Below are 26000 nucleotides of genomic sequence, written 5' to 3' on the forward strand. Positions count from 1 at the left end.
AAAATTTAAAATATGCAATTCTCCCATTTACACTGCCACACCCAATTCTCTCTTCTGGATGGTGCGGCTGATATAAAGAAACTTTTCAAAAAGGCAAAAGAAGATAATATGCCTGCCGTCGCCATTACCGACCACGGTAATATGTTCGGTGTGTTTGAATTTGTTGCTGAGGGGAATAAACAAGGTATAAAACCTATAGTGGGCTGCGAATTCTATGTGGTGGAAGATCGTCACATCAGGCAGTTTACCAAAGAAAAAAAGGATGTCCGTCATCATCAGCTCCTGCTGGCGAAAGATGAAATAGGATACAAAAATCTGGTGAAAATGTGTTCACTGGGTTATATCGAAGGAATGTATGGAAAATACCCTCGCATTGATAAGGAGTTAATTGTAAAATACCACCAGGGACTGATTGCCACAACCTGCTGTATCGGAGCCATTATTCCGAAAACGATAATCCGCAAAGGAGAAGAAGAAGCGGAGAAAGAGTTTAAATGGTGGCTGGATCTTTTTGGGGATGATTTTTATGTTGAATTACAGAGACATGAAATACGCGATCAGTACATTGTGAATGAGGTTCTTGTCCGTTTGGCCAAAAAATATAATGTTAAAATAATTGCATCTAATGATTCCCATTACGTAGACCAGGAGGATTGGAATGCGCATGATATTTTGCTTTGTATTAACACTGGTGACAAACAAAGTACACCGTCTGCAAAGGATTTTGACGATGATAAAGGTATTCCGAAAGGGTCGAGGTTTGCATTTTTTAACGACCAGTTTTATTTCAAGAATACCAGTGAAATGACGAAGTTGTTCAATGACCTGCCACAGTCTATTGATAATACAAACGAGATCGTCGACAAAATAAAAACACTTGATTTAAGGAAGGATATTATGCTGCCGAATTTCCCGATTCCTGAGGAATTCAAAACGCATACATTATCTGAAATGTCTGGTACAAAGGAGCTTACAGCCGATGTGCTTAATCAGTGGGAATATCTGAAACACCTTACCTATGTTGGTGCCAAATTTAAATACGGAACTATAACCTCTGAAATTGAAGATCGACTTACGTTTGAGCTGGACACCATCCGGAACATGGGGTTCCCGGGATATTTCCTGATCGTTGCTGATTTTATTGATGCAGGCCGTAAGATGGGTGTATTTATTGGTCCGGGCCGCGGTTCTGCTGCTGGTTCTGTGGTGGCTTATTGTACCGGTATTACCAATATTGATCCAATTAAATACGATTTGCTGTTTGAGCGTTTTCTGAATCCTGACCGTATTTCACTTCCTGATATTGATACGGATTTTGATGATGAAGGCCGTCAGAAAGTAATTGATTATGTGGTAAAAAAATATGGATATAACCAGGTTGCTCAAATTGTCACGTATGGTACAATGGCTGCAAAATCGGCCATTAAAGACGTTGCCAGGGTGATGGATCTGCATTTGTCGGATGCCAATATGCTCGTAAAACTGGTTCCTGACAAGCCTTCTTATAATATGACACTAAGCCGTATCTTTTCAGCGCCGCTGGAAGGTGAGGGGAGTTTAACTAAAAAAGAAGGAATAGCTCCGGACGAGCTCGAAAATGTAAAAAAATTAAGATCTATTATAGCAGGCAATGATTTGCAGGCGAGTGTTTTGCAGGAAGCGAGAAGACTGGAAGGAACAGTTAGAAATACCGGAATTCACGCTGCCGGAATTATTATTGCACCAAGTGACCTGACAGAAATTATTCCGGTTAGTACATCCAAGGAATCTGAATTTCTGATTACTCAGTATCAGGGAAAGATCATTGAAGACGCGGGTGTAATTAAAATGGACTTTTTGGGTCTTCGAAACCTGACCATTATAAAGGAAGCACTGCGTCTGATCAAGCAAAATAAGAACATTGAAATTGTCATTGACGATATTCCACTGGATGATCCGAAGGTATTTGAATTGTTCCAACGAGGAGATACCAATGCGATTTTCCAGTTCGAGTCGGATGGGATGAAGAAGCACATGCGTGACCTGATTCCCGATCGTTTCGAGCATTTAATTGCGATGAATGCCTTGTACCGTCCGGGTCCGATTGCATATATTCCAAACTTTATACGCCGTAAAAACGGGCAGGAGGAAATTACCTATGATTTACCCGAGCTGGAAGAATACTTAGCTGATACATATGGAATTACTGTTTATCAGGAGCAGGTAATGCTTTTGTCCCAGAAACTGGGTGGATTTACCAAAGGACAAGCTGATACATTGCGTAAGGCAATGGGTAAAAAGCAGATTGAAACCCTGAACAAAATGAAAGGGTATTTCATGAAGGGCGGTGCGGAAAAAGGACTGGATACCAAAAAACTGGAAAAGATCTGGACTGACTGGGAGGCATTTGCATCTTATGCATTTAACAAATCGCATTCGACCTGTTATGCATTTGTGGCTTATCAGACCGCTTACCTGAAAGCACATTACACGGCTGAATATATGTCTGCCGTTTTGACCAGCTCACTCGGTAACATTGAAAAAATTACATTCTTCATGGAAGAGTGTAAAAATCAGGGACTTGTGGTTTTGGGCCCGGATGTAAATGAATCGGACAGGCAGTTTAATGCCAATCAGAAAAGTGAAATTCGTTTTGGGTTAGCTGGTGTGAAAGGCAGTGGTGACGCAGCTGTCGAGGCAATTATTGAAGAACGTAAAAACGGTGGACCGTTCAAGGATATATTTGATTTTATAACGCGTGTTAACTTACGCTCAGTTAACAAGAAAACGATAGAAAGTCTGGCATACGCAGGTGGTTTTGACTGTTTTACTGAATTCCATCGGGCCCAGTATTTTGCAACGGTTCCGGGAGAAAATGGTAATTTTATAGAACGGCTTATTCGCTATGCCAATAATTACCATGCTGAAAAATCATCAGCGCAATCGTCACTATTTGGTGCATTCGGAGGTAACGAGAGTCTGATGGCACGGCCAAAAGCAGCTGATGTTATTCCATGGGGAGATTTGGAAAGACTGCGCTTTGAGCAGGATGTGGTTGGTTTTTATATTACCGGGCATCCATTAGATACCTTCCGGATTGAACTTGAAAACTTTTGTACCTGTACCGCGGATGAAGTCATGCTGATTCATGAAGGTGAGAAAAAACCACGGAATTTTGAAAAAGAAATCTCAATTGGAGGGATTGTAACAAGTGCCATGGAACGGACTTCGAGAAATGGAAACACGTTTATGATCTTTAAGATCGAAGATTATAAGGGTTCCATTGAAATGCTGTTGGGTGGCGACGATTATATCCGTTTTAAGAATTATCTTCAGATTGGACAGTTTTTGCACATAAAAGGCAAAATCCAGAGTCGCTGGAAACAGGAAGACCAGTTTGAATTTAAAATACTTCATATTCAGCTGCTGACAGAAATCAGGGAAAAACTGTGTAAAAAGATCAAGATAAAACTGCCGCTTGACCATATTAATGAGCAAATGATTTTTATCATTAATGAAACCCTGAGCAATAATCCTGGTACTTGTGCTGTCAATATGACAATAATTGATCCTGAAACCAGGATCGAGGTAGAAATGATATCAAGAGGTTATCGTGTGGCTCCGTCCAATGAATTATTTCATACCCTGAATGGAATGGAAGGAGTGAAATTTTCTTTGAATTAACAGAATTGTATTCAGGATCCATTTTTAATAACAATACGTAAAGTTTTGTTAATCAGAATGTTATTAGAATGAAATATTAACTTTGTAGCTTAAACTTTTCACTCATAAAAATCCTGTCAAAAAGGAATTATTAATATCACTGGCACGGAACTTTTAACAGTAAATTTTGATTAATGAAACAGATAATTAAAGATAAATCAGACAATATTTTGACATGGGAAAAGCACTTGAAATTACCGATAGCACTTTTGAAGAATTGATCCAAAGCGACAAACCAGTACTTGTAGATTTTTGGGCTGAATGGTGTGGTCCTTGTAAAATGATCGGACCAGTTGTAGAACAGTTAGCTGGCGAGTATGAAGGCAAAGCAGTAATTGGTAAAATGGATGTGGACATGAACTCAGCAATTCCTGCTAAATTCGGTATCCGTAGTATTCCAACCTTGATGATCTTCAAAAACGGACAGTTGGTTGATAAAGTGGTTGGTGTTGTTCCAAAAACAACTCTTGAAGACAAATTGAATGCGCAAATTAGCGTTGCAGTATAATTTTAACTGCTTATAATATTTTTAAAAGGCTCGGAAACGAGCCTTTTTTTGTGCCTGAATTTGCGATGGATGCACGAATAATGTTCGAATCGTATTTGTTTTATCAAAGCTTTATTCGTGGATTCGTGGCAGCAGTTTTATTTATAATTAAAAGTTGTTATTAAGATCCTAATGACTTCGTGGAATCTGTCATGGCTGTTTTAAAGATTCATCTCCGGCGGTAAATCCTTTTCATAGTTTTTGCAACCTGTTCATCCAGGAAATTCTGTTTATAGAGATAATTGGGAAAATGCTCATTCCACAATTTTTCTACTGATTTCATCGTCTTGTAGAAGTTGGTAGTGTTTGGTTTGATTCCACATTTATAATTTTTGATATTTGAAGTAAAAACCGCTGCCGGATCAACTCCATATTCATTTATATGGTGTTGAGATTTGAGTGCTCGAAATACCTTTTGTTTCGTAGTAACAGGACCTGAAAGCATAAAATCCACCTGATTATTAACAACCATTGTGCAAATAATCAGAAGAAAGTTTTATTGCCATTTTGAAATGCCTGGCCCCGATTTTTTTCAACCGGATACCTATTTGGACAAAATATAATTTTTCAATAAATTGAATTGTAGTATTTTACCCTTTATTAAAATAATACGGTTGATTTTCGCTGTAAAATAATTACTTCAGCTATTTTATGACAAAAGTTCTAAGCGATCCGGTTATTTCCCGTGAAAAAATCCGGCACTGACTAAGATCAGTTCCGCTGCAATGAGGTGGTCTGGAATCGTTCTTGTTGCCACAGTCTGGATTAGTGCAGCTTTATTTGGATTATATATTCTGGCATTTTACGCTTCCGCACTTTATGAAGGAGAAATGTCTCGCTGGAACAATGTTCTGCCAAAATTATATGAAGAAGATTCCACCGCGGCTACCAGTGGTATAGGCCTTCACTTTGCAACGGGCGGTATTATTCTCTTATTAGGAAGTATTCAGTTGCTTGATTCTGTCAGGGTTCGTTACCCCGCTGTGCATCGCTGGATTGGACGTATTTACATTATTTCATCAATTTTTGCGGCCGTTGGCGGATTGTTGTTCATTATACTAAAAGGAACAATTGGCGGCCTGGTGATGGATATTGGATTTTCACTTTACGGAATTCTGATGTTCATCGCTGCAATTGAAACTTACCGGCATGCGGTTGCCGGGAGGCTTGATAAACACAGAGCCTGGGCATTACGTTTATTTGCACTTGCTATCGGTTCTTGGCTATACCGCATGGATTACGGGTTCTGGATTCTTCTGATGGATGGACTTGGGCATGAGCGCCATTTTACCGGACCGTTCGATTACCTAATGGCTTTTTTCTTCTATATTCCTAATTTACTGGTGGCCGAAATATTTATCAGCGTCAGGCAATATAAAACTAACCCGTTTCTGAGATTATCTGCTTCCTTTGTCCTCTTACTGGCAACCGGATTTCTGTTATTAGGCACCTATTATTTTACATTATATTACTGGGGCCCCGCCATTGTGAATTGGTTAACAGGAAAATGATCTTAATTATTGTTTACTATTTTGGTTCATTATCATGAAAAAATGTGTCTTATGTATTCTTACTTTTTTATGTTTTCTAATTCCTGAATCAGGAAATGGCCAAAATAATTCAGCCAAAAAGCGGACCATTGTAACAACCGATGGCGAGGTGGATGATGTTGATACGTTCATCCGGCTTTTGCTCTACGCCAATGAATTCAATATTGAAGGATTGATTTACAGCAGTTCGCAATGGCATTATAAAGGAGATGGAAAAGGAACTCTTTTTACTTCCGAAATGGAAAACACTGCCAAACGATATGGTAAGAGAGCGGATCTGCGTTGGCCTGGTACCACCTGGATGCAGGAATATATCAATAAATATGCGCTGGTTTACAACAACCTTACCATTCATGCCAAAGGATATCCGATTCCTGAATATCTGCAAAGCATTGTCAAAGTAGGGAATATCGATTTTGAAGGAGAAATGGCTAAAAATACGGATGGATCTGATTTTATAAAAAAGATACTCCTGGACAATAACCCTGAACCCGTGTATTTACAGATTTGGGGTGGAACAAACACTGTTGCCCGTGCACTGAAATCAATTGAAGAGGAATATAAACCAACCAAAGACTGGGAATCGGTTTATAAAAAAGTATCTCAAAAAGCAATCATTTATGCTGTTCTGGATCAGGATGCAACGTATCAAAAGTATATTGCCAAAAACTGGAAAGAGATCCGTGTACTTTATAACTCCGACCAGTTCTGGAGCTTTGCCTATCCCTGGCCAAAAGTAGTTCCTACTGAATTACAGCCCTATTTGCGTGGAGACTGGTTTGCAAAAAATATAAGGTTTAATCATGGTGCTTTATTGGATGGATACTACTTATGGGGTGACGGCCGTCAGATCGAGGGTGACCCCGAACATACACATGGAAACATGGAAGAGGCGAAAAAGTACGGTTTTACGCAATACGATTTCATTTCAGAAGGGGATTCTCCTGCCTTCCTTTATCTGGTTGATGTAGGATTGAGGAGTTTGGAAAATGGTTCCTATGGAGGTTGGGGAGGCAGAATGGTTCAATCAAAGAGTAATCCTTTCCGCTGGGAGGATGGGAAACATGTGACAGATTTCAATCCTTTTACCAAAACAGATGACGCGGCATATCCACAGACCCGTTGGATTGATGTGATCCAGAACGATTTTGCTGTACGTGCTGATTGGTGTGTTAAAAGCTATAAGGATGCGAATCATCCACCTCTTGTAAAACTTAATCATCAGCAGAACTTAACGGCAAAACCCGGCAGTATTGTGAAACTGAGTGGTGACGCAAGTGATCCGGATGGAGATAAACTACTTTACCATTGGTGGCAATATGAAGAAGTAGGAACCTGTAAAAGTAAAGTTGCAATTCAGGGAGCAACTGATAAAACTTCTCAATTTAAAATGCCGGAAAATATTTTGAAGGGCGAAACCATTCATATTATCCTTGAAGTGAAAGACAGCCAGGCTAAAAGTTTGACGAGGTATCAAAGGGTAATTATTACTGGCCAATAAATTAGAAAACTTAAAGTCATAGTCGACTTTCAACTGCTAACTTGTGATGTGGATTAAATGACACCATTAATTAAATATTCCTTTCATAGTCGGCAGAATTAAATATAAAAAGAATTATTCTTCAATGTCCGGATTTTTGAAATCTGATTGTCTTCATACCAAATTACAATGAAATAAAACAATCGATTTTTTATAAACGCATTTATGGAACAATTTGAAATAAAAAAAGAGGTTCGGCTAATTTGCCAACAGGCGGAATCTTTTCCGGACGGGATTATGGATGCTTTTAGTAAATTACAGGCATCGTTACCAAATTGTGCAGACAGAACATGGTACGGACTATCCAAGCCGGATCATGGTGATATTATTTATAAGGCAGCCGTCACAGAATTGAGTGATACGGAAGCTGAGGTTAATGGTTTTGAATCCTTCATAGTAACCAGCGGAACGTATCTTACGAAAATAGTTACGGACTGGCGTCAGGATACAGAGGTGATCGGTACCGCATTTAATGAACTCTTAAAAGATCCTCAATTAGATCCGTCTTCGTATTGTGTAGAATGGTATTTACCGGATGACAAATTAATGTGTATGGTAAAACTTAAAACAGAATGAAGGATACAAATAATTGAAAAATACAATATATTGCCAGATTAATCTGATTGATATAAAACTGGAAACTGGTGTTTTAAAATATTTAACCTTCTAATCAAACTAAACACGATGAACATTCTTCTGAAAATACTGATCGGCATTGGTGCTCTTATTGTATTGCTCCTGATCGTTGCCATTTTTGTAAAAAATGAATATTCTGTCCAGCGGGAAATTGTGATAAACAGATCCAAACAAGAAGTTTTTGATTATATCAAATACCTTAAAAATCAGGATCAATACAACAAATGGGTGATGATGGATCCGGAAATGAAAAAGACTTTTAGGGGAACGGATGGGAAAATTGGCTTTGTGTATGCCTGGGACGGAAATGACATAGCCGGAAAAGGGGAGCAGGAAATAAAGAATATTACCAGAAGGTGAAAAACTCGACATTGAAATCCGCTTTGAAAAACCATTCGCAGGAATTGCACAAACTGAAATCAAAACCAAACCAGGAACGGGAAATCAGACACAGGTAAACTGGATTATGAACGGCAGAAGCGCATATCCAATGAATTTGATGAATTTGTTTATTGACAATGTATTAGGGAAAGATTTATCTGCAAGCCTCGATATGCTGAAAGCAAATCTTGAAAAGTAATTGTTATAATTCAACTTTATTTAAAAGTATAAAAAGGTATTATTATTTTGAATGTATAAAATGTATTTAGAAAAATAATATTAATCAAAACGTTTACCGGACTGCGTCAGGGAATTATTAATGCTGATTGCACCTTGTTCTCTCCATATTTAACTTTAAACCTAATCTACTGATATGAAAATTGCTGTTATTGTTGTTCGCGTTTTGATGGGGCTACTGTTCTTGTTTGCTTCCATAGTTGTATTGTTTAATCTTATGCCACAGCCAGAAACAACGGGTAAGGTTAAGATCTTTAATGAAGGAATTGCAGCAGCCGGCTACTTTATACCTATTCTGAAAGTGATTGAGTTGATTTGTGCAATTTCTTTGTTGTCAGGATTTTACCTCAGGCTTTTTACTATTGTTTTGTTCCCGATTACCATTCATATATTTTTGTTTCATGCATTTTTAAGTCCTGAGGGATTACCAGTTGCTATATTTCTGCTATTCGGAAATTTATTTTTGGCTTATCATTACAGGGAAAGTTATTCGTCACTCCTGGTTGCTAAGTAGCGCTTTGAGCTGGAAGAACCAGGGGTAATATTCTTCCAAGGTTCCACTCTGCTTGATTGTGCACTAGCTACCGACGGATATTGACTATTGTTAATTTAAAAATTAAATGCGATGATTGAAGTTTTTAAAACCAATGTCAGAAGCAAGGACGATGCAAGCCAATTGATCGACCGGATTCACAAAACCTTTACAGATTATCGCGCTAATTTTGACCTCGAAGATTGTGATAAAATCCTGCGTGTTAAAAGTGCAGAGGTGCAGATACAATCTTCCTTGTTAATTAAGCTTTTGAGCCAATCCGGTTTTTTTGCAGAAGTGCTGCCTGATGATGAATTTTTTATTTAAAAGGTCGTTAAACCTGGTGTTAATTGCAGTAATCTGAATGTATAATATATCGTAAAATTTGCACCTTGGCATGGTGCAGTTATGTGCCGCTTTTGAATTTAACAAGCTGCTTATTCTCAAATTTACGACCATGAGAAAATTGAAACTTCAGATACAAATGACAGCTGATGGTTACATTTCCGGGCCCAACGGGGAAATAGACTGGATGACCTGGGACTGGGATGATAAACTTAATAGTTATGTGGAGGGAATTACCTCACCGGTTGATACCATTATTCTGGGTAGAAAACTGGCAGAGGGCTTCATTCCTCATTGGACCTCACAACTTGAAAGTGCAGATACAGCTGATGACGGAGCACAAAAAATGGTAGAAACAGATAAGATAGTTTTTACCAAAACAATGGAAAAGTCGGGATGGGCGAGAACAAAACTGGCAAAAGGTGATCTGACCGAAGAAATATGCAAGCTTAAAGAGAAAGAGGGAAAGGATATTATCGTCTATGGCGGTGGCACTTTTGTTTCTGCATTGATCAGAGAAAACCTGATTGACGAATTTCATCTATTTATAAATCCGGTTGCTATCGGTAATGGAGTAAATATATTCAGCAAATTGGACAGGAGAAAGAATCTGACACTCATTCAATCGGAAGTATTTAAATGTGGAATTGTAGTGCTTTGTTACTTGCCTCATTGATAACAAAAGAAACATACATTATACCTGGAATTAAGATTTTACCTAAAACAATTATCAACTTAACAAACGAAAAAAATGGCAGTTTCAAATGTTTATCTGAATTTTCCGGGTAACGCCGAAGAAGCTTTTGATTTTTACAAATCTGTATTGGGCGGGGAATTTCACATGGTGCAACGCTTTGGTGACACGCCTCATGGTGATCAGTTACCTGAAGAAGAAAAGAAGAAAATCATGCACATAAGTCTGCCAATAGGTGCCGGAACAATGATTATGGCATCGGATGCAATTGAATCTATGGGACAGAAACTGACTATCGGAAACAACTTTTACATTTGCCTGAGTCCGGACAGTGAAGAGGATGCAGACCAAATTTTTAACGGATTGTCAGCTGGCGGAAAAGTAGAAATGGGGATGGAGAAAACTTTCTGGGGTGCTTATTTTGGAAGTTTCGCGGATAAATTCGGAGTTCATTGGATGGTTAATTATGAGTATAACCAGCATTAACTTTTAGCTCAACGATTGGAAACAGATATTTTAAATGAATATATGTTTCCAATCGTTGAGCATTTTTTGCCATTCATGATTTTGGAGGGTTAAATGAAAAGACAAATTTTATTTATCCATAGTGCTGAAAAACAGGGCCCTGAGCGGGGAAGTGGACACATTTTGTCATATCTGAATAAAAATCTGGGCAATGAATATGAGATTATTTCTCCAAAAATGCCTGGTTTTGAAAATCCGCAATATGAATCCTGGAAAAATACCATTGATAAAAAAATAAATTCCCTGCAGAACGAGCTCATTCTGATTGGCCATTCCCTGGGTGGATCAGTTCTGCTCAAATACCTTTCAGAACAGAAAATAAATACGATAATTTCCGGTTTATTCCTCATTGCCGCACCTTATTGGGAGCAAGATTCGGAATGGAATATTGAAGAATTTATTCCTCACAAGGAATTTGCATCCCGGCTTCCTCAAATTTCCTCCATTTTTTTATATCACAGCCGTGACGATCAATGGGTTCCGTTTTCGCATGTCTATCATTATTCTGCAAAACTCCCGGATGCAACGGTACGCAAATTTGGCGTGTCCGGACATAATTTTATCCAGGGTTTTCCTGAAATTATCAAGGATATTAAAGAATTGCCTTAAAGTTATTTAAAACGCACAAAATCAAAAAGAATCGTGTATACCCATTTACCTTCCTGTTGCTTTCCAATCGAAATGACAAATTGATTATCTGAACGTTTTTCATAAAGTACCCGTACCGCTTCTCCTTCTTTTTCAAATACTACCCGGTCATGACCAGATTCTATCCATTTATGGCGTGTTGCTGTTGCAATCCACATTACTTTCCTTCGGTAAAATTTAAAAATGTCTGACAACCTTAAATATTATCATTTTAAATAAAATCATAAATGGCGCTTGAATATAATTAATAGTACTTCGACAAAATGAAATGCCAAAAAATACAATTTTTACTATCTTTTAGAATTTTATTGTAATTGGTAATGGAGTGAATATGTATGATATTTGTAATCTGATCAACAAAAATCTTAAAGACGGCATGTCACTCAAAGGACCTATTATTGCAATTGAAGATGATGCAGATGACCAGTTTTTGCTTATAACCGCAGTTGCAGAATTGAAAATTCCTAATAGAATCGTTTTTTTTGAGAATGGCCTCGAAGCGCTTGGCTATTTAGAATCTACTCAGGAACAACCATTTTTAATTCTTTGTGATATAAATATGCCCGTTATGAATGGTCTTGAGCTTCGCGAGCAAATTGACCAAAATGAATATTTAAAGAAAAAATCAATTCCGTTTGTCTTTTTAAGTACAGCTGATAATCCCAATATTATTGAAGCTGCTTACCATTCTAAAATTCAGGGTTTTTATAAAAAGCTTAGCAATTTTAAAGACTACAAAAAACAAATCAGGATCATAGTGGACTATTGGGAGCATTGTTTGCATCCTAACGTTAAATATTAGTTCAGGACTGAACACTGTGTTTAATGTTTATTTTTACATTTTTGTAACAAAAAATAAACATCAAAATACATGGAAATTATTGCTTCCGGCCAGCTTGCGGCCATTATACAAAAGGGAAATGTTGTGATTGCTGACGCACGCGGTGGTGCAGATGCATTCGAAAGATACAAATCCGGACATCTGGAAGGCGCATTATTTGTTGATCTTGAAACACAACTTTCCAATAAATCAGAAAATGCAGCAAACGGTGGCAGACATCCTTTGCCGGAGCCATCAGAATTTGGCCGTTTGCTGGCTAAACTCGGTATTTCCCCGTCTTCCACAGTTGTTATTTACGATGATAAAAAAGGAGCAAATGCGGCTGCCCGGTTCTGGTGGATGCTTAAAGCAGCCCGCCATGAAAAAGTATATGTAGTGAGTGGTGGCCTTGATTCGCTTGTAAGCGCTGGACATAAGATTACAACTGAAATATCCTCAACTACGTTGGAAACGCCCATCTATAAGATCGATAGCTGGAAATTGCCAACTGTCAGTGTTGAACAGGTTGCAGAAGTTTCACAGGACAACAAGTATCTGATAATAGACGTCAGGGAAAATTACCGGTATCTTGGCGAGAGCGAACCTATTGATCTTGTGGCAGGACATATTCCAGGTGCTGTCAACATTCCATATACGAGTAATCTTAATGAAAAAGGGGAATTCCTGTCTTCGGAAGAATTAGCTGAGAAATATAAAAACGCTTTGCAGGGCCGTAATCCTGAGAATGTTTTCGTGCATTGCGGATCAGGTGTAACCGCCTGCCATACTTTACTGGCGCTTTCGGAAGCCGGCATTACTGGTCCCAATCTGTATGTTGGATCGTGGAGCGAATGGTCGCGTCAGGATAGGCCTATTTCTACAGGAAATTAATCCTGCACGGATCAAATCGTTGTAATGTATGCCATTGAAATTATCAGTATTCTAACTGTTAGTTTCTATGGCTTTTTTATTTTTAAAGCATTCAACAAAGTTAATTGTCATAGCTACCTGTTGCTTTCAATAAGTAGTTAACAGTAGATTAATAAGTTTACACTTTTTTAATAAAGGTATTGTCAGAATTCAGAAAACATTCAAAGACATCAAAATGATGAGAACAGATAGGAATTATGTTATTCAGATTAACAGATTATCAGGATTATTTTTTAAGACTCAGTCGTTATTAATGATTATGGTTTTAAGCGCATTCAATATTTGTGCACAATCCACTGTTCAGTCCGTCTCTCTTTTTGACGGAAAAACACTTACCGGATGGAAAACGGTTGATCCCTCTCATGAAAAATTATGGTCCGTATCTGATAGTACTATTAAAAGTGGTGATGGTGTAAATAAAATCCCGGATAATACGTATCTGCATACGATCAAAGAATATGGTGATTTTGAATTTCGCTGCCTTTTTAAATTATCCGGTGATCCAAAAACGGGAATGATCAACAGTGGAATTCAATACAGGTCTGTACTTGAAGGCGGGAAAATCCTTGGTTATCAGGCAGACATTGGCAGTGGTTATTGGGGGGATATTTATGATGAACACCGCCGGGGAAAATTAGTAGGAGGTGATTTGCGTACGCTAAGCCATTTACTGAAAGAAGACGGCTGGAATAGTTACATAATCCGCTGTAAAGGTAACCGTCATGAATTGTATATCAATGGAGTGAAAACCAGCGATTATACAGAAAAAGACTCCAAAATGCCGCAAAAAGGAGTCATAGCCGTCCAGATTCATGCTGGTGGGGTTGCCCAGGTAGAGTTTCGTGACCTTACAATATCAGAGCTTTAAATTCCCTTTTTTAACGTAAACTGTAATGAAGATCATTAAGATTTTTACGATTATTTTCCTTGTAGCCGAAGCGCACTTTGCTCAGGTTGGATTTGCCCAAAATAAGGATAAAACCCAATCGTCTCGTACAAGGATTTATACACCGGAAGAGGAACTGGCGGGATTTAAAGTTCCGAAAGGTTTTGTTGTTGAACTGGTTGCCAGTGAGAGAGACAGTATTGTCAATCCAGTTGACCTTACATTCGACGACGCGGGAAGATTATGGACACAAACTGCAAGGATGTATCCGCTCGATCCGGTTGCAGATATTGAATGGGACGATTTGCTGGAATTGATGAATGACCAGGAAGCACAGAAAAATCACCCTAACTTCAAAAGGATACTTGATCTTTACCAGGGAAAAACCAAGGGAACCGACAAAATCATTGTTATCTCAGATCTGTATGGCAAGTCCCCGGCAAAAACGAATATATGGGCAGACGGGCTAACAATTCCCATGAGTATTTTGCCTTATAAAAACGGGGCTTATGTAGCGCAGGGTTCTGAACTTTTCTTTCTCGATGATACGAATAAAGATAATAAGGCAGATCTGCGAACTCCTTTATTTACTGGTTTTGGCTTTACAGACACGCATACGATGGCGCATGTCCTGGTAAGAGCACCGGGCGACTGGATTCATTTCAGCCATGGAGCACTTAATAAAGGAGTTGTTTCCTCACTTAAAAGCGATGTGAAATTAAAAGTGGATTATAGCAAAATTGCCCGCTTTTCACTGGATGCAAAAAAAATGGAATTAGTGAGCTGCGGGCTTAATAATATCTGGGGATTTCAAATGCGCGGAAATGGTCAATGGTATGGTTCTGAGGCAAATGACCTGGGTTATTCGGTCGCACCCATGGAGCCTGGTTCAGGATTTCCGGGAATTGGAAATGAGCATTTAAGGTCTTATCAGCCATTTATGCCGGAGCTACATGACTTTCGTGTCGGTGGCACTGGTATTTCGGGCACTGCATTTGCTGATGATATTTCGGGTTCTTTTCCAGATGAATACAAAGATGTTGCATTTCTTGCCAATCCAATAACAAGTTCTGTTAATGCCGTGAAAGTGATCCGTAATGCTGACGGCACTGTGTCTTCCAGACATCTTCCTGATTTATTAACGTCTGAGGATGACTGGTTCCGACCGGTTAATATGGAATTTGGCCCGGATGGATGCCTTTACATAGCTGATTGGTATAATAAAATTGTATCGCACAATGAGCTTCCGACAACACATCCTGACCGCGACAAAACCCATGGACGTATCTGGCGGATTCGTCACGTAAGTCAGAAGCCACGTGAAATCCCGGATTTTTACAAGGTCAAAACCGACGAGTTGGCGGGATATCTGAAATCGCCATCACTTTGGGCGAAACAGGCGGTTTGGCACCAGATTACTGATCGTCCTATTGAAGAAACAACAGGATTGATACCACAGCTTACGGCTATTGCATCAGACGGGTCATTGGATGAAATAACCAGGATCCATGCTTTGTGGTCTCTCGAAGGAATAAAAAATTATGATGATAAACTGATATCCTTATTGCTAAAATCTCCGTCAGATAATCTCAAAAGGGAAACGATTCGGTCTTTGGTCAGTTTTTCACTGAGTCCGGAGAAGATTGCCGTTTATGTGAAGGATCTGATTGAAGATAAAAATCCGGCAGTTCGTTCTCAGGTTCTTCGCACTTTAAATGATGCCAACAAAGCAAATCAGGCTGTCATTGAAATCTTAGTCCGTGCTTCCAAGCCAGAGCTTTCAGGAAATGCATTGGGTGGAGCTTATGAGAGAAAATTTGAACGCTTTCTTGCAAGAAAAGCATTGGAACAATATGCTCCTGAATTACAAACATTCATTGGTGCACCCATAGCCAGCGATATTCCGGTTTCCAATATTTTGTGGGCCGTACAAGCTTTGCCAACGGTACAAAAAGAAACAGCTTTTCTGCATTTCTGGCCAAAGGAAAATATTAAAACACTGGACGAATCGACATTTGTGAGTATTGCAGGTATGCTGAATAACAAAGAGATCTATGATGCTGTAAAACCTGTGATTCAGAAACCGGCTGATGCAAAAATTTATGTCAATTTTGCATTAGAGAACCAGGCTCAGATACAATCTGCCCAACTTACTGATCTTCTGAACATTCCAGTCAACACGTTGCTTAGAAGTAAGTCTCAATCAGATATTGATCTGGCGCTGGATGCAATCGGCCGATTTAAAATTGAAAAATTGAGAGAAGAAGTGATAGTTCTGATCAATGAAGAAACGCCGGATAACACCCTGAAACTGGCTCTACAGGCGCTGGAAATCAATCCAAAGGATAATCAGGAAGTTTTTGCTAAAATTGTTCAGAATAAAACATTGAGTTTTGAAGTACGTGCGGCATCACTTAATAGTCTTGTCCAGGCAGATTCTTTGGCCGGTCAAGAGGCATCTTTAAATTGGATTCCCAACCTTAGCAACACAGAAAAGGAAGAACTGGCATCTGTTTTATCATCATCCAGCCAGGGAGCCAGTTTGTTAGTGAATGTATATGAAAAAAAACTTATCGATATGTCGGCCTTCGATCTTTCAACTGCCGAGCGTATTGTGGATAATAACAAAAATGATCGGCGCGGACTGGCAATTATGGAAAGTGTGAAAAAGCGCGAGGAAGAGAAAAAGAAAGCTTTTAAAGGAAAATTAACACATTACATAAAGATTGCAGAAAGAAATAATGGAAATCCGAGGGAAGGGAAATTACTTTTTCAAACATGTCTTTCGTGTCATCAGGTTGGTAAAAACGGTCAAAATATAGCACCTGCCCTTGATGGTTCTGCATCCCGTGAAAATGAAGCTTTGCTTACAGCCATTCTTGATCCTGATGCGGCAGTGGAATCCGGTTACGCAGTTTATCGTGTTGTCAAAAAAGACGGCAGTAGTCTGGAAGGATATTTGGTTAATAAAGACGACCGGGGATCCACGATTGCATTTATTGGCGGCAGTAAATTATTTGTCGAAGCAAATGCAATCAGAAGCCAGGGTTTTTTGGGAGGCCGTTCATTTATGGTCAAGGGATTAATTGATAATTACAACGACAAGCAGGTAGCTGATTTACTTTCTTATATCCGCACGTTGAAATAGCTGTTAGCTTAAAAGCTTATTTATCAATTATAAAAACAAAACGCTATGGTCAGACACTTTGGGGTTTTTAAATTTAAAGAGTCCATTACTGAAGCGCAGATAGCGGAATGCTTTAATACGATGGAAAATATGGTCGGTGCAATTTCTGGATTATTAGATTTTGAATATGGACCATATAATAGCAGTGAAGGACTCAATGAAGATTTTACCCATGGTTTTGTAATGACTTTTGATAATCTTCAATCAAGAGATGCATATTTGCCACATCCGGTTCATGAGAAGGCAAAAGAAATAGTGGTGCCAAGACTGGAACGTGTCATTGTTTTTGATATTGAAGTTTGATTCTCCAATATCAAAAAAACTCTTTTAATTAATTTCTAAAACAACAAAATCAATGATGTCATCGACTGGTCCATATATTTTAATGCTTGGCTGTTTCGATACCAAAGGCGAGATTTTTGCTTACTTGAGAGATTGTATTCTAACAACAGGCGAGCGTATTATTGCAATAAACACTGGAGTAATGGGGACAACTGACCGTTTTCATATAGATTTTGAATCGGATGCAGTTGCATTGGAAGGCGGAATTTCCATCACAGATTTAAGATCGAAAAAGGACCGTGGGCTGGCGATAGATGTAATGGGAAAAGGGGCGGCAAAAATTGTATCAAAACTGGTTGCGGAACGATCGGTAAAAGCGGCGATTGGCATGGGTGGGGGCGGAGGCACATATATTGCACTTTCCGCCATGCAGGAAATCCCGTTTGGAATACCCAAATTATGCCTGACTACATTGGCAGCAAAGGATTTATCCCGTCAGATCGGAAATAAGGATATCACATTAATGCCGTCAGTTGTAGACGTGGCCGGACTTAACAGTATTATTAAAGTGCTGGTTGAACAGGCAGCGGCCTCCATTTGTGCAATGTCCAATGTAGTAGTTGCAGGTAATGAGCATAAAAGAGGAAGTATTGCAATTAGTATGTTTGGCAATACAACAGCCTGCGTGGATAAATGTACAGAATTATTAAAAAACCAGGGTTACGAAGTGCTTGCTTTTCATGCTACCGGCGTAGGAGGGAAAGCGATGGAAGCATTAATCAGAGAAGGTTTTTTTGATGCGGTTCTGGACGTTACAACGACTGAACTGGCGGATGATCTTTGTGGGGGGATTTGCAGTGCCGGGCCTGAGCGGCTGAGTGCTGCCACAGAAATGGGAATTCCACAAGTTGTTGTGCCGGGTTGCCTGGATATGGTAAACTTTGCTCATTTGGATACAATACCAGTTCAATATAAGGACAGGGACCTATATAGCTGGGCCCCTGATGTAACTTTAATGCGAACTAACGAAGAAGAAAACGAAGTGTTGGGAAAAATGCTTTCTCAGAAAATTAACAGATCGGCCGCTCCGGTTAGCGTTGTTTTACCATTAAAAGGAATATCCCAGATAGATGCAGCCGGAGGAATATTTTATCATCCGGAAATTGACCAGGTTTTGTTTGAATCAATAAAGAAGTATGTGAATGAAAAAATAAATGTTATAGAAGTGGATGCTCACATCAATGATGTCGAATTTGCGGAAACACTGGTAAAGACATTACTTGAACTCATGCAAACAACGAAAGTGGGATTCATTAAAAATGGGAGAGGATAAAAAGCCGGAATACGACTTTGCCAAGTTGAACCAGAATTGATAGATATCATTAAGGATTTAGTATATAGGGAGTTACAATCTTATAATTCGTCATTTCTTAATGATTTATTTAAATTAAACTAAAAAAAGATTCAATATTATTATGCCAAATCAATGGACAGGTAAGGGAAATCCTTATACAAAGCAGGAAGTAAGAGATCGTTTGCAAGCTACGTTAGATCAGGGAAAAGCAATTATTGCAGCTGGTGCAGGTACAGGTATCAGCGCTAAATTTATAGAAAAAGGTGGCGCAGACTTAATCATCATTTACAATTCCGGCCGTTTCAGAATGGCTGGCCATGGCTCCTCCGCCGGTTTAATGGCTTATGGAGATGCTAATGCCGAAGCAATGGATATTGGTGAGTTTGAAGTTTTGCCTGTGGTGGAAGAAATACCTGTAATATGTGGCGTACACGGTTCAGACCCACGGCGCAGAATGTGGCATCACCTGCTGAAAGTTAAAGAGATGGGTTTTTCAGGGGTGAATAATTTCCCGACACATTCTATAGTTGACGGACATTTCCGGCAGGTTTTGGAAGAAACCGGAATGGGTTTTAGTAAAGAGGTAGAAATGATCCGTATTGCTTCCAAAATGGATTTGTTCACTATTGTTTACGTTGCCAAACCGGAAGAAGCAAGACAAATGGCGGAGGCAGGAGCTGATGCAATTATTGCGCATGTAGGAACTACCGTCGGAGGATCTATCGGAGTTGTAGATGCAAGCTGTACTATGGAAGATGCAATGGAAAGGACACAAAAAATCATTGAAGCTGCAAGAGAAGTAAATCCGGATATATTTTTTCTGGCACACGGTGGCCCGATTAATACGCCTGACGATGTTAAAATAGTTTTGGACGGCACGGATGCACACGGATTTGTAGGTGCATCCTCGTTGGAACGTATGGGGGTTGAAAAGTCCTTAACCGATTTAACTATGACCTTTAAATCTCTTACGATCAGGGATAAATCACAGGATTAAAAGAATTTTAAAAGCACGCTTATAAATAGAAAAAGGGCTTTGGCTCTTTTTCTATTTATTTTTTAAACCAATTTGTTAAAGAACTTTAATCACAAAATTCTTCGTCGCTTCTGCAAGCATCGCTATTTTAACAAATTTGAAATCAGTATTTAACATAAGGTTTTTAATCACGTTTGCTTTACCCTTGTCGAAACATTTTTTTCAAGTATTTCTAATGTATTCACAGCTTTGTCTTTTAAGATTGATGGTAACGGGTGTAATAAATTTATGATCTTCTGCAACATTTTTCTATTCATGTCCTCAGTCTTTCCCCATTTAACCTGAGAAATATTAAAAAAGTCATGGATCATTTCATATACTTCCATTCCTGGAAAAGCTCATTTCTGTCTAAATCATTAGAACTTACTTCAATCAGCTAAATGAATCCTGATTTTATTCGTTTCTTCGCGCAACGGTTAAGAATTTTGAAAGCTGATTTATGAATAACAAATTACCTGAACTCCGTACAGTCAATGTAATCCGTTATGTTACTCCTCTGCGGGAAGGCGGATCATTGCCTGCAATTGCAGAGGCTGATGACGATTTTCTTTATGTTCTCAAATTTCGCGGTGCAGGACAAGGTTTAAAGGCACTCATTGCTGAGCTGATTGGTGGTGAAATATGCAGGTTACTGGGTTTACGCATGCCGGAAATCGTTTTTGCCAATCTGGATGAAGCATTTGGCAGAACGGAAGCGGATGAAGAAATCCAGGATTTACTGAGGGCTAGTACCGGCCTTAATCTGGCCATTCATTATTTATCAGGAGCTATTACATTTGATCCGCTGGTTACTGCTGTTGATCCGAAACTAGCCTCCCAGATTGTCTGGATGGACTGTTTGCTTACCAACGTTGACCGTACTGCCCGTAATACCAATATGCTGATCTGGCACAAGGAATTGTGGCTGATTGATCACGGCGCTGCATTGTATTTCCATCATTCCTGGCAAAACTGGGAGGAACAAGCCAGGCGTCCGTTTGTTCAGGTAAAAGACCATGTGTTACTTTCAAAAGCTTCGGAACTTGATCTGGTGGATCTGGAATTTAAGGCAATTCTGGACACAGAAGGTATTAATTCCATCGTCGGACTGATTCCTGATGAATGGTTGGTGGCGTCATCAGACGAGTCTTCGGATGAGCTCAGACAAGTTTACGCCCAATTTTTATTAACAAGGATTGCCTCTTCGGAAATCTTTTTAAAGGAAGCAAAGCATGCAAGGGAAACACTTATTTGAGTACGCCGTAATCCGCGTTGTACCAAGGGTGGAACGTGAAGAATTTATCAATGTTGGCGTTATTCTGTATTGTCAGGGGCATAAGTTTTTAAAGGTTCTTTATCAGCTGAATGAAGAGAAAATCCATGCCTTAAGTAAAGATACGGATGTTCAGGAATTAGGAATTTATTTAAAAGCGCTTGAAAAAATTTGTATTGGAGGCAAGGAAGGTGGTACCATAGGGCAATTTCCACTGGCTTCACGTTTTCGATGGCTAACTGCAACAAGAAGCAGTGTCGTGCAAAGCTCAAAAGTACATCCTGGTTTTTGTGCTGATCCCGGTGAAACTGTCGGACGACTATTCAATCAGCTTGTTTTGTGAATTTAAAATAAAAAATCATGTTAAGAAAAACACATGCTTTTATACTGGTAATGTTATCATTCACGTGGTCCTTTACTGCATGCCGGCAAACCGCAAGCGATCCGAAAGATGCTTCGGAAAAACTAACTGCTACATCGAACTGGATGATTGACGAGATTATTGTGAACGATGCGGTAACCTTTAAAAACGGAAAAATGATCAAACAGTTTGGTGGTGTTGATTTTGATAGATACATGGAAACAGTGCGTTTTAAAGCCAATGGAGAATTTGAAGGACATTTTGCTGGTGATGACAAACCGTTGGTTCTTTACTGGAAATTGAATGAAAAAGATATTACCATTGCGGCAGCTGATACCAAAGGAGGCGCCTGGACAATTATTCCCAGGGATGTTACTGACGATTCATTCATAATGAAAACGCAAAGTACAGCATATGATTATCCCAGGATGACAAAAATTGAACTAAGCTTTAAGCGTTAACATTTCAACTTACTTTTATCTCAAACACCATGACGAAACTAGAAGATGCTTTTATCTATTTTGACGAGTACAACAAGCAAGCTCCTGAGCACATAACCTGGAACGGAGAAGTTTATCCATCGGAGTATTTTTACGCATTAAAATTATATGAATGGGTAAAAAAGCTGGATGCCAATGCGGGTGAATGCTTGCTTCTTGCATCCAGAAGCCAGCATATTGGCAGGTGGGAAATAGCAAGGAGTTCCTATCCTGAAGGACGGGTAGGTTATTTAAAATGGAGAAGTGACCTTTCTAAATTTCATGCTCAGAAAGCAGCAGAAATATTACAAACTGTTGGATACGGCCAGTCAGATATAGATCGTGTTAAAGAAATAATACAAAAACAAAAGCTGAAAGCGGACCAGGAAGTGCAAACCATGGAAAATGCACTTTGCCTGGTATTTCTCGAATTTCAATATGACGATCTTATCTCAAAGCTATCAGAAGAAAAGATGATTGATGTTTTAAGAAAAACCTGGAACAAAATGAGTGAACCAGGAAGAAACGCAGCTTTATCGATGCAGTATAGTGATAATGGTAAGGCGTTGTTAAGCAAAGCACTAGGATAATTCTTTTTTTAGAAGCCAGTCTGTTTGGCGATCATCACCGAGCATAAAAATATGTTCGCTGAATCTTTCAAAACCCCACTTTTTGTAAAATGAAAGTGCATTTGAATTGTGTTCCCAAACCCCAAGCCATATCGTTTTCGCTCCCAGGTCCACAGCCGCTTCCAATCCTTTTTTCATTAGAATATTTCCTATACCCTGTCCGATTCTTTCTTTGTCGACATATATCCTGCATATTTCAACAGTTTTTTGAGCAATATCTTCCAAAGGATTTTGTACTGGCAATAACTTGATATATCCTGCAATTGTGTTATTATCTAATGCAATGTAAAAGATATTTTCAGGGCTTTTAACTTCGGCAGCAAGAGCATCTTCCGAAAATACAGTCATGAATTTGTCCATATTTTCTTTCGTATTCTGATCCGCAAAACTATCATGAAATGATTTTCTGCTGAATCTGGCAATATTTTGTGCGTCAGCAACTGTTGCTTTTCTAATCTCTAATGGCATAAATTATTGTTTTTTATTTGAAAGACATAAGCAAATTCCGTCTGTTCTTATGTCAAAGGTATCAATTTGTATGTTTTGTAAATATAGCATCGTGAGCAAATATTTGATCCATTGTGCACCCTGGCCTAATCAAAAAGCGTTGTACACATAGCTACGACCCATATGCGAGAAAAATATTAAATCAGTAGAATTAATTTCAAATGCAAACTTTGAATTGTAGTATTTTTTTTGTGATATTGCACCTACTATCTAAATTGTAAATAATCATTAAATACATAGAATCTTATAAGTTTAATATAGGATTTTTATTATATTTAAGCCGAATTAGTTCTCTTATAAATACTCGAATGATTAGTGAAGCGATTTTTTATGATTAAATACTGATTAAAAATTTAAGACTTGAACTGAAATTTTCAAAATAATACAAGAATGTTTTCTACAAAAAAACAAATATTTTAATCCGTGTAGAATCTTGTATTTGGCATAAAAAAAATGGAGCAAACCTCTTCATTGAAGATTTAGGATTAACAAAGAAAGACAAATTATTAAAATCATATGGCTGATACGTTGTTCAATACGAACGAAAAAAGAAATTTATTGATCATAGACGATGAACCAAGCATTTGTAAAATACTGGAACATTTTCTTAAAAAGGATTTCAATGTAAATATCAAGCACGACGGTTCGGAAGGGATGTTGTGGCTGGAAGCTGGCAATGAGACAGATCTGATCATCGCAGATCTCCACATGCCTAATCTGAGTGGTAAAGAATTTCTTAAAGTTACCAAGGCAAGTAATCTGTATGCTGATATTCCGGTAATTATCCTTTCAGGATCTGATGAAAGCAGTGAGCGAATCCAGTGCTTAAATCTCGGCGCCGACGATTTTATGGTCAAACCATTTAATCCCATGGAAGTACATGCAAAAATCAATGCCATATTGCGCCGCAGCAAACGATACTCTTAATTACTATTATAATGGAATTGACTGGTACATCCGTTGAAATGGCCATTGAATCAAAATCGCAGATAACCCTTTTCAGGGTTTTTTATCTGAGTAAGGATTTTGCCCAATATTTATGGTTTGCCGAGCAGTATGGTAATTTTCTGCAGGTGGAATATTTTGATAACAGCGATGGAATTCTGAGTGCGCTGGAAGAATTTCCGGCTGATGTAGTCATTGCGCATGTAGATTGCGGCGGCTGGGAATTACTGGAAAGGATTCGTGGCAGCGTGAGCCTTGGTAATATACCGTATATTCTTATGGCTGAATCCCTGAACGACGACGTTATTCAGAACGCTCGTCTCAAACGGGCCGATGACATTTTTTCAGTTCGCTTCGATTCCGGTGACCTTTTAACACGGCTTCGCTATTTTAAGAAAAGACAGTGGTATGTTGCAAGTAAAGCTTCGGAAAAAATTGGTTTGAGGCAAAGCCAGACCCCATTTTGGAAACGGGCCATTGATATCTTCACTACTGGAATGGCATTGTTGTGCTTAATGCCGGTTTTAGCCATTGTTGCCTTGCTGATCAAACTGGATTCTAAAGGTCCTGTTTTTTATAAATCAAAAAGGGTAGGGAGCGGATACAAAATATTTGATCTGTATAAATTCCGTACTATGCGTACCGATGCAGATCAGATGATAAGGAAAATGGCAGCACTCAGCATGTACAACAAAGGAACTGAGCCAACGCAACAGGTTGAGAGCGAAGGTCTTTGTGATGAATGTAAAGCAGGAAACCAATGTAAAAGCTTGCTGTTTCTGGATGGAAAGGAAATTTGTGAAAAACTGTATCACTTTCAGAAAGACCAGAAAGCTGCTTTTATGAAGTTTCAGAATGATCCACGTGTAACCAAGTTTGGTGCGTTCCTTAGAAATTCCAGTCTGGATGAATTACCACAGCTCCTCAATATTATCAAAGGAGATATGTCTCTTGTTGGCAACCGTCCTTTGCCATTATACGAAGCTGAAAAAATGACTACTGACGATAAAATCTTACGCTTTGCCGGACCGGCCGGATTAACAGGATTATGGCAGGTTACGAAAAGAGGAAAGGGGAAAGCCGATATGTCGGAGGAAGAACGTGCGCAGCTGGATGTAACCTACGCAAAGGAATTTTCTTTTATGATGGATTTGAAAATTATCCTGAAAACATTCCCTGCATTGTTGCAATCTGAAAATGTTTAATACGGTTCCGAACTATTTAATGATCTGAAAAGCTGGTTTGCCGGACAAGAGTTCGTAATTGACCTAAACTTTAATTTGACAATGTCAATAGGTTTTAATCCATTGTTTTTGGTTCTCGTCATACTTTTTGATGATTCGCGATGGATTTCCAACTGCAACAGAATACGGAGGAACATCCTTGGTTACAACGGTACCAGCCGCAATTACGGAATGTTTGCCAATGGTAACACCAGCCGTTACAACAACATTAGCACCAATCCAGCAATCGTCTTCAATAGTGATAGATGCAACAGTAACACCTTGTTTGTGAATTGGTTGGTAAATATCGGTATAATTATGATTAAGGCCGCTTGCAACGATATTCTGTGCAAAAATTACATTATCACCAATTTTAACAGGACCAATAATTACGTTACTCATTCCTACAAGAGAGTTTTCTCCTATTACTACATCCCCCACACCATTGTTAATCGTACTGAAATCTTCAATCACAGAATTGTTTCCGATTGAAAAATGATTGAACGGAACTACATCCATTCTTACCCAGCGGCGGATAATTACGTTCCGGCCTTTGTGATGATAAAATGGATTTAAAAATATCCTGACCCAAAGCCGAGGGCGTGCCTGGTTGGTAGGAATAAGCATCCAGTGAAAAAGTTTTTTTAATCGTGCATTATTACGAATGTAACCGGATACTGACATTAGAAGTAGTTTTTAAGCGTTGAGATATAATTGTAATGAACATAATAAGTACATTGCTAATCTTATAAAACAAAAGTAGGTTTTAATA

The 26000-nt window shown here is 38.8% G+C and carries 28 protein-coding genes; 24 read left to right on the forward strand and 4 right to left on the reverse strand.

What is annotated here, in order from left to right:
- Positions 1–12: 12 nt before the first annotated feature.
- Both dnaE and trxA read left to right on the forward strand, forming a co-directional pair.
- Positions 13–3663: a DNA polymerase III subunit alpha gene (gene dnaE, locus KZC02_RS28445; protein WP_221391768.1), complete on the forward strand. Its 3651-nt coding sequence runs from the start codon at positions 13–15 to the stop codon at positions 3661–3663.
- A gap of 214 nt (positions 3664–3877) precedes the next feature.
- Positions 3878–4210: a thioredoxin gene (gene trxA / locus KZC02_RS28450; RefSeq protein ID WP_221391769.1), complete on the forward strand. Its 333-nt coding sequence runs from the start codon at positions 3878–3880 to the stop codon at positions 4208–4210.
- Positions 4211–4418: 208 nt separating this feature from the next.
- On the opposite strand, the gene KZC02_RS28455 is transcribed toward trxA, so the two are convergent.
- Positions 4419–4721 carry a hypothetical protein gene (locus KZC02_RS28455; RefSeq protein ID WP_221391770.1) on the reverse strand — a complete coding sequence of 101 codons (303 nt, stop codon included), beginning with the start codon at positions 4719–4721 and terminating at the stop codon, positions 4419–4421.
- A 253-nt stretch (positions 4722–4974) separates the two neighbouring features.
- Here KZC02_RS28455 and KZC02_RS28460 point away from each other — a divergent pair, with 253 nt between their 5' ends.
- The 9 genes from KZC02_RS28460 to KZC02_RS28500 all read left to right on the forward strand — a co-directional run bounded on the left by KZC02_RS28460 (position 4975) and on the right by KZC02_RS28500 (position 11298).
- Positions 4975–5760: a DUF2306 domain-containing protein gene (locus tag KZC02_RS28460; RefSeq protein ID WP_221391771.1), complete on the forward strand. Its 786-nt coding sequence runs from the start codon at positions 4975–4977 to the stop codon at positions 5758–5760.
- Between the two features lie 34 nt (positions 5761–5794).
- Entirely contained in the window at positions 5795–7300 is a 1506-nt protein-coding gene (locus KZC02_RS28465) for a DUF1593 domain-containing protein (protein WP_221391772.1), read from the forward strand.
- A 204-nt stretch (positions 7301–7504) separates the two neighbouring features.
- Complete coding sequence (locus tag KZC02_RS28470; RefSeq protein WP_221391773.1) at positions 7505–7915, forward strand: hypothetical protein; 411 nt, start codon at positions 7505–7507, stop codon at positions 7913–7915.
- Positions 7916–8023: 108 nt separating this feature from the next.
- On the forward strand, positions 8024–8335 hold the full coding sequence (locus tag KZC02_RS28475; RefSeq protein WP_221391774.1) for an SRPBCC family protein: 312 nt from the start codon (positions 8024–8026) through the stop codon (positions 8333–8335).
- A gap of 394 nt (positions 8336–8729) precedes the next feature.
- On the forward strand, positions 8730–9107 hold the full coding sequence (locus KZC02_RS28480) for a hypothetical protein (RefSeq protein WP_221391775.1): 378 nt from the start codon (positions 8730–8732) through the stop codon (positions 9105–9107).
- A gap of 111 nt (positions 9108–9218) precedes the next feature.
- Positions 9219–9452, forward strand: coding sequence for a hypothetical protein (locus tag KZC02_RS28485; protein WP_221391776.1), 234 nt, complete (start codon positions 9219–9221; stop codon positions 9450–9452).
- A gap of 130 nt (positions 9453–9582) precedes the next feature.
- Positions 9583–10146: a dihydrofolate reductase family protein gene (locus tag KZC02_RS28490; RefSeq protein WP_221391777.1), complete on the forward strand. Its 564-nt coding sequence runs from the start codon at positions 9583–9585 to the stop codon at positions 10144–10146.
- A gap of 75 nt (positions 10147–10221) precedes the next feature.
- Complete coding sequence (locus tag KZC02_RS28495; protein WP_221391778.1) at positions 10222–10650, forward strand: VOC family protein; 429 nt, start codon at positions 10222–10224, stop codon at positions 10648–10650.
- A 93-nt stretch (positions 10651–10743) separates the two neighbouring features.
- A complete protein-coding gene (locus KZC02_RS28500; RefSeq protein WP_221391779.1) occupies positions 10744–11298 on the forward strand; it encodes an alpha/beta hydrolase in 555 nt (184 codons plus the stop codon).
- A 2-nt stretch (positions 11299–11300) separates the two neighbouring features.
- Here KZC02_RS28500 and KZC02_RS28505 read toward each other — a convergent pair whose 3' ends face one another.
- Positions 11301–11495 carry a hypothetical protein gene (locus KZC02_RS28505; RefSeq protein WP_221391780.1) on the reverse strand — a complete coding sequence of 65 codons (195 nt, stop codon included), beginning with the start codon at positions 11493–11495 and terminating at the stop codon, positions 11301–11303.
- 218 nt (positions 11496–11713) lie between these two features.
- Here KZC02_RS28505 and KZC02_RS28510 point away from each other — a divergent pair, with 218 nt between their 5' ends.
- The 11 genes from KZC02_RS28510 to KZC02_RS28560 all read left to right on the forward strand — a co-directional run bounded on the left by KZC02_RS28510 (position 11714) and on the right by KZC02_RS28560 (position 22514).
- The gene (locus tag KZC02_RS28510; RefSeq protein ID WP_221391781.1) at positions 11714–12139 is read left to right on the forward strand and encodes a response regulator; all 426 of its coding nucleotides are present in this window, start codon (positions 11714–11716) and stop codon (positions 12137–12139) included.
- A 69-nt stretch (positions 12140–12208) separates the two neighbouring features.
- Complete coding sequence (locus KZC02_RS28515) at positions 12209–13048, forward strand: sulfurtransferase (protein ID WP_221391782.1); 840 nt, start codon at positions 12209–12211, stop codon at positions 13046–13048.
- 214 nt (positions 13049–13262) lie between these two features.
- Positions 13263–13955 (forward strand): DUF1080 domain-containing protein, encoded by a 693-nt coding sequence (locus KZC02_RS28520; protein WP_229253859.1) that lies wholly within the window; start codon positions 13263–13265, stop codon positions 13953–13955.
- A 25-nt stretch (positions 13956–13980) separates the two neighbouring features.
- On the forward strand, positions 13981–17121 hold the full coding sequence (locus KZC02_RS28525; protein WP_221391783.1) for a PVC-type heme-binding CxxCH protein: 3141 nt from the start codon (positions 13981–13983) through the stop codon (positions 17119–17121).
- Between the two features lie 45 nt (positions 17122–17166).
- Positions 17167–17463: a Dabb family protein gene (locus tag KZC02_RS28530; protein ID WP_221391784.1), complete on the forward strand. Its 297-nt coding sequence runs from the start codon at positions 17167–17169 to the stop codon at positions 17461–17463.
- Positions 17464–17515: 52 nt separating this feature from the next.
- On the forward strand, positions 17516–18775 hold the full coding sequence (locus KZC02_RS28535; RefSeq protein ID WP_229253860.1) for a Tm-1-like ATP-binding domain-containing protein: 1260 nt from the start codon (positions 17516–17518) through the stop codon (positions 18773–18775).
- A gap of 142 nt (positions 18776–18917) precedes the next feature.
- Positions 18918–19793 carry a phosphoenolpyruvate hydrolase family protein gene (locus KZC02_RS28540; protein ID WP_221391785.1) on the forward strand — a complete coding sequence of 292 codons (876 nt, stop codon included), beginning with the start codon at positions 18918–18920 and terminating at the stop codon, positions 19791–19793.
- 478 nt (positions 19794–20271) lie between these two features.
- Positions 20272–21066, forward strand: a complete 795-nt coding sequence (locus KZC02_RS28545; protein ID WP_221391786.1) for a HipA family kinase — start codon at positions 20272–20274, stop codon at positions 21064–21066.
- A complete protein-coding gene (locus KZC02_RS28550) occupies positions 21044–21427 on the forward strand; it encodes a DUF3037 domain-containing protein (RefSeq protein ID WP_221391787.1) in 384 nt (127 codons plus the stop codon). Before KZC02_RS28545 ends, KZC02_RS28550 begins: the two co-directional genes overlap by 23 nt.
- A gap of 17 nt (positions 21428–21444) precedes the next feature.
- On the forward strand, positions 21445–21906 hold the full coding sequence (locus KZC02_RS28555; RefSeq protein ID WP_229253861.1) for a hypothetical protein: 462 nt from the start codon (positions 21445–21447) through the stop codon (positions 21904–21906).
- Positions 21907–21935: 29 nt separating this feature from the next.
- Positions 21936–22514, forward strand: coding sequence for a DUF4202 domain-containing protein (locus KZC02_RS28560; protein ID WP_221391788.1), 579 nt, complete (start codon positions 21936–21938; stop codon positions 22512–22514).
- On the opposite strand, the gene KZC02_RS28565 is transcribed toward KZC02_RS28560, so the two are convergent.
- Positions 22506–23021, reverse strand: coding sequence for a GNAT family N-acetyltransferase (locus tag KZC02_RS28565; protein ID WP_221391789.1), 516 nt, complete (start codon positions 23019–23021; stop codon positions 22506–22508). The genes KZC02_RS28560 and KZC02_RS28565 overlap by 9 nt on opposite strands.
- Positions 23022–23576: 555 nt before the next feature.
- Here KZC02_RS28565 and KZC02_RS28570 point away from each other — a divergent pair.
- Both KZC02_RS28570 and KZC02_RS28575 read left to right on the forward strand, forming a co-directional pair.
- Positions 23577–23987 (forward strand): response regulator transcription factor, encoded by a 411-nt coding sequence (locus tag KZC02_RS28570; RefSeq protein WP_221391790.1) that lies wholly within the window; start codon positions 23577–23579, stop codon positions 23985–23987.
- Between the two features lie 11 nt (positions 23988–23998).
- Positions 23999–25210, forward strand: a complete 1212-nt coding sequence (locus KZC02_RS28575) for a sugar transferase (protein ID WP_221391791.1) — start codon at positions 23999–24001, stop codon at positions 25208–25210.
- Between the two features lie 84 nt (positions 25211–25294).
- Here KZC02_RS28575 and KZC02_RS28580 read toward each other — a convergent pair whose 3' ends face one another.
- Positions 25295–25912, reverse strand: a complete 618-nt coding sequence (locus KZC02_RS28580) for a DapH/DapD/GlmU-related protein (RefSeq protein ID WP_221391792.1) — start codon at positions 25910–25912, stop codon at positions 25295–25297.
- Positions 25913–26000 lie beyond the last annotated feature (88 nt).

It is taken from the genome of Dyadobacter sp. NIV53 (assembly GCF_019711195.1).
Lineage (GTDB): Bacteria > Bacteroidota > Bacteroidia > Cytophagales > Spirosomataceae > Dyadobacter.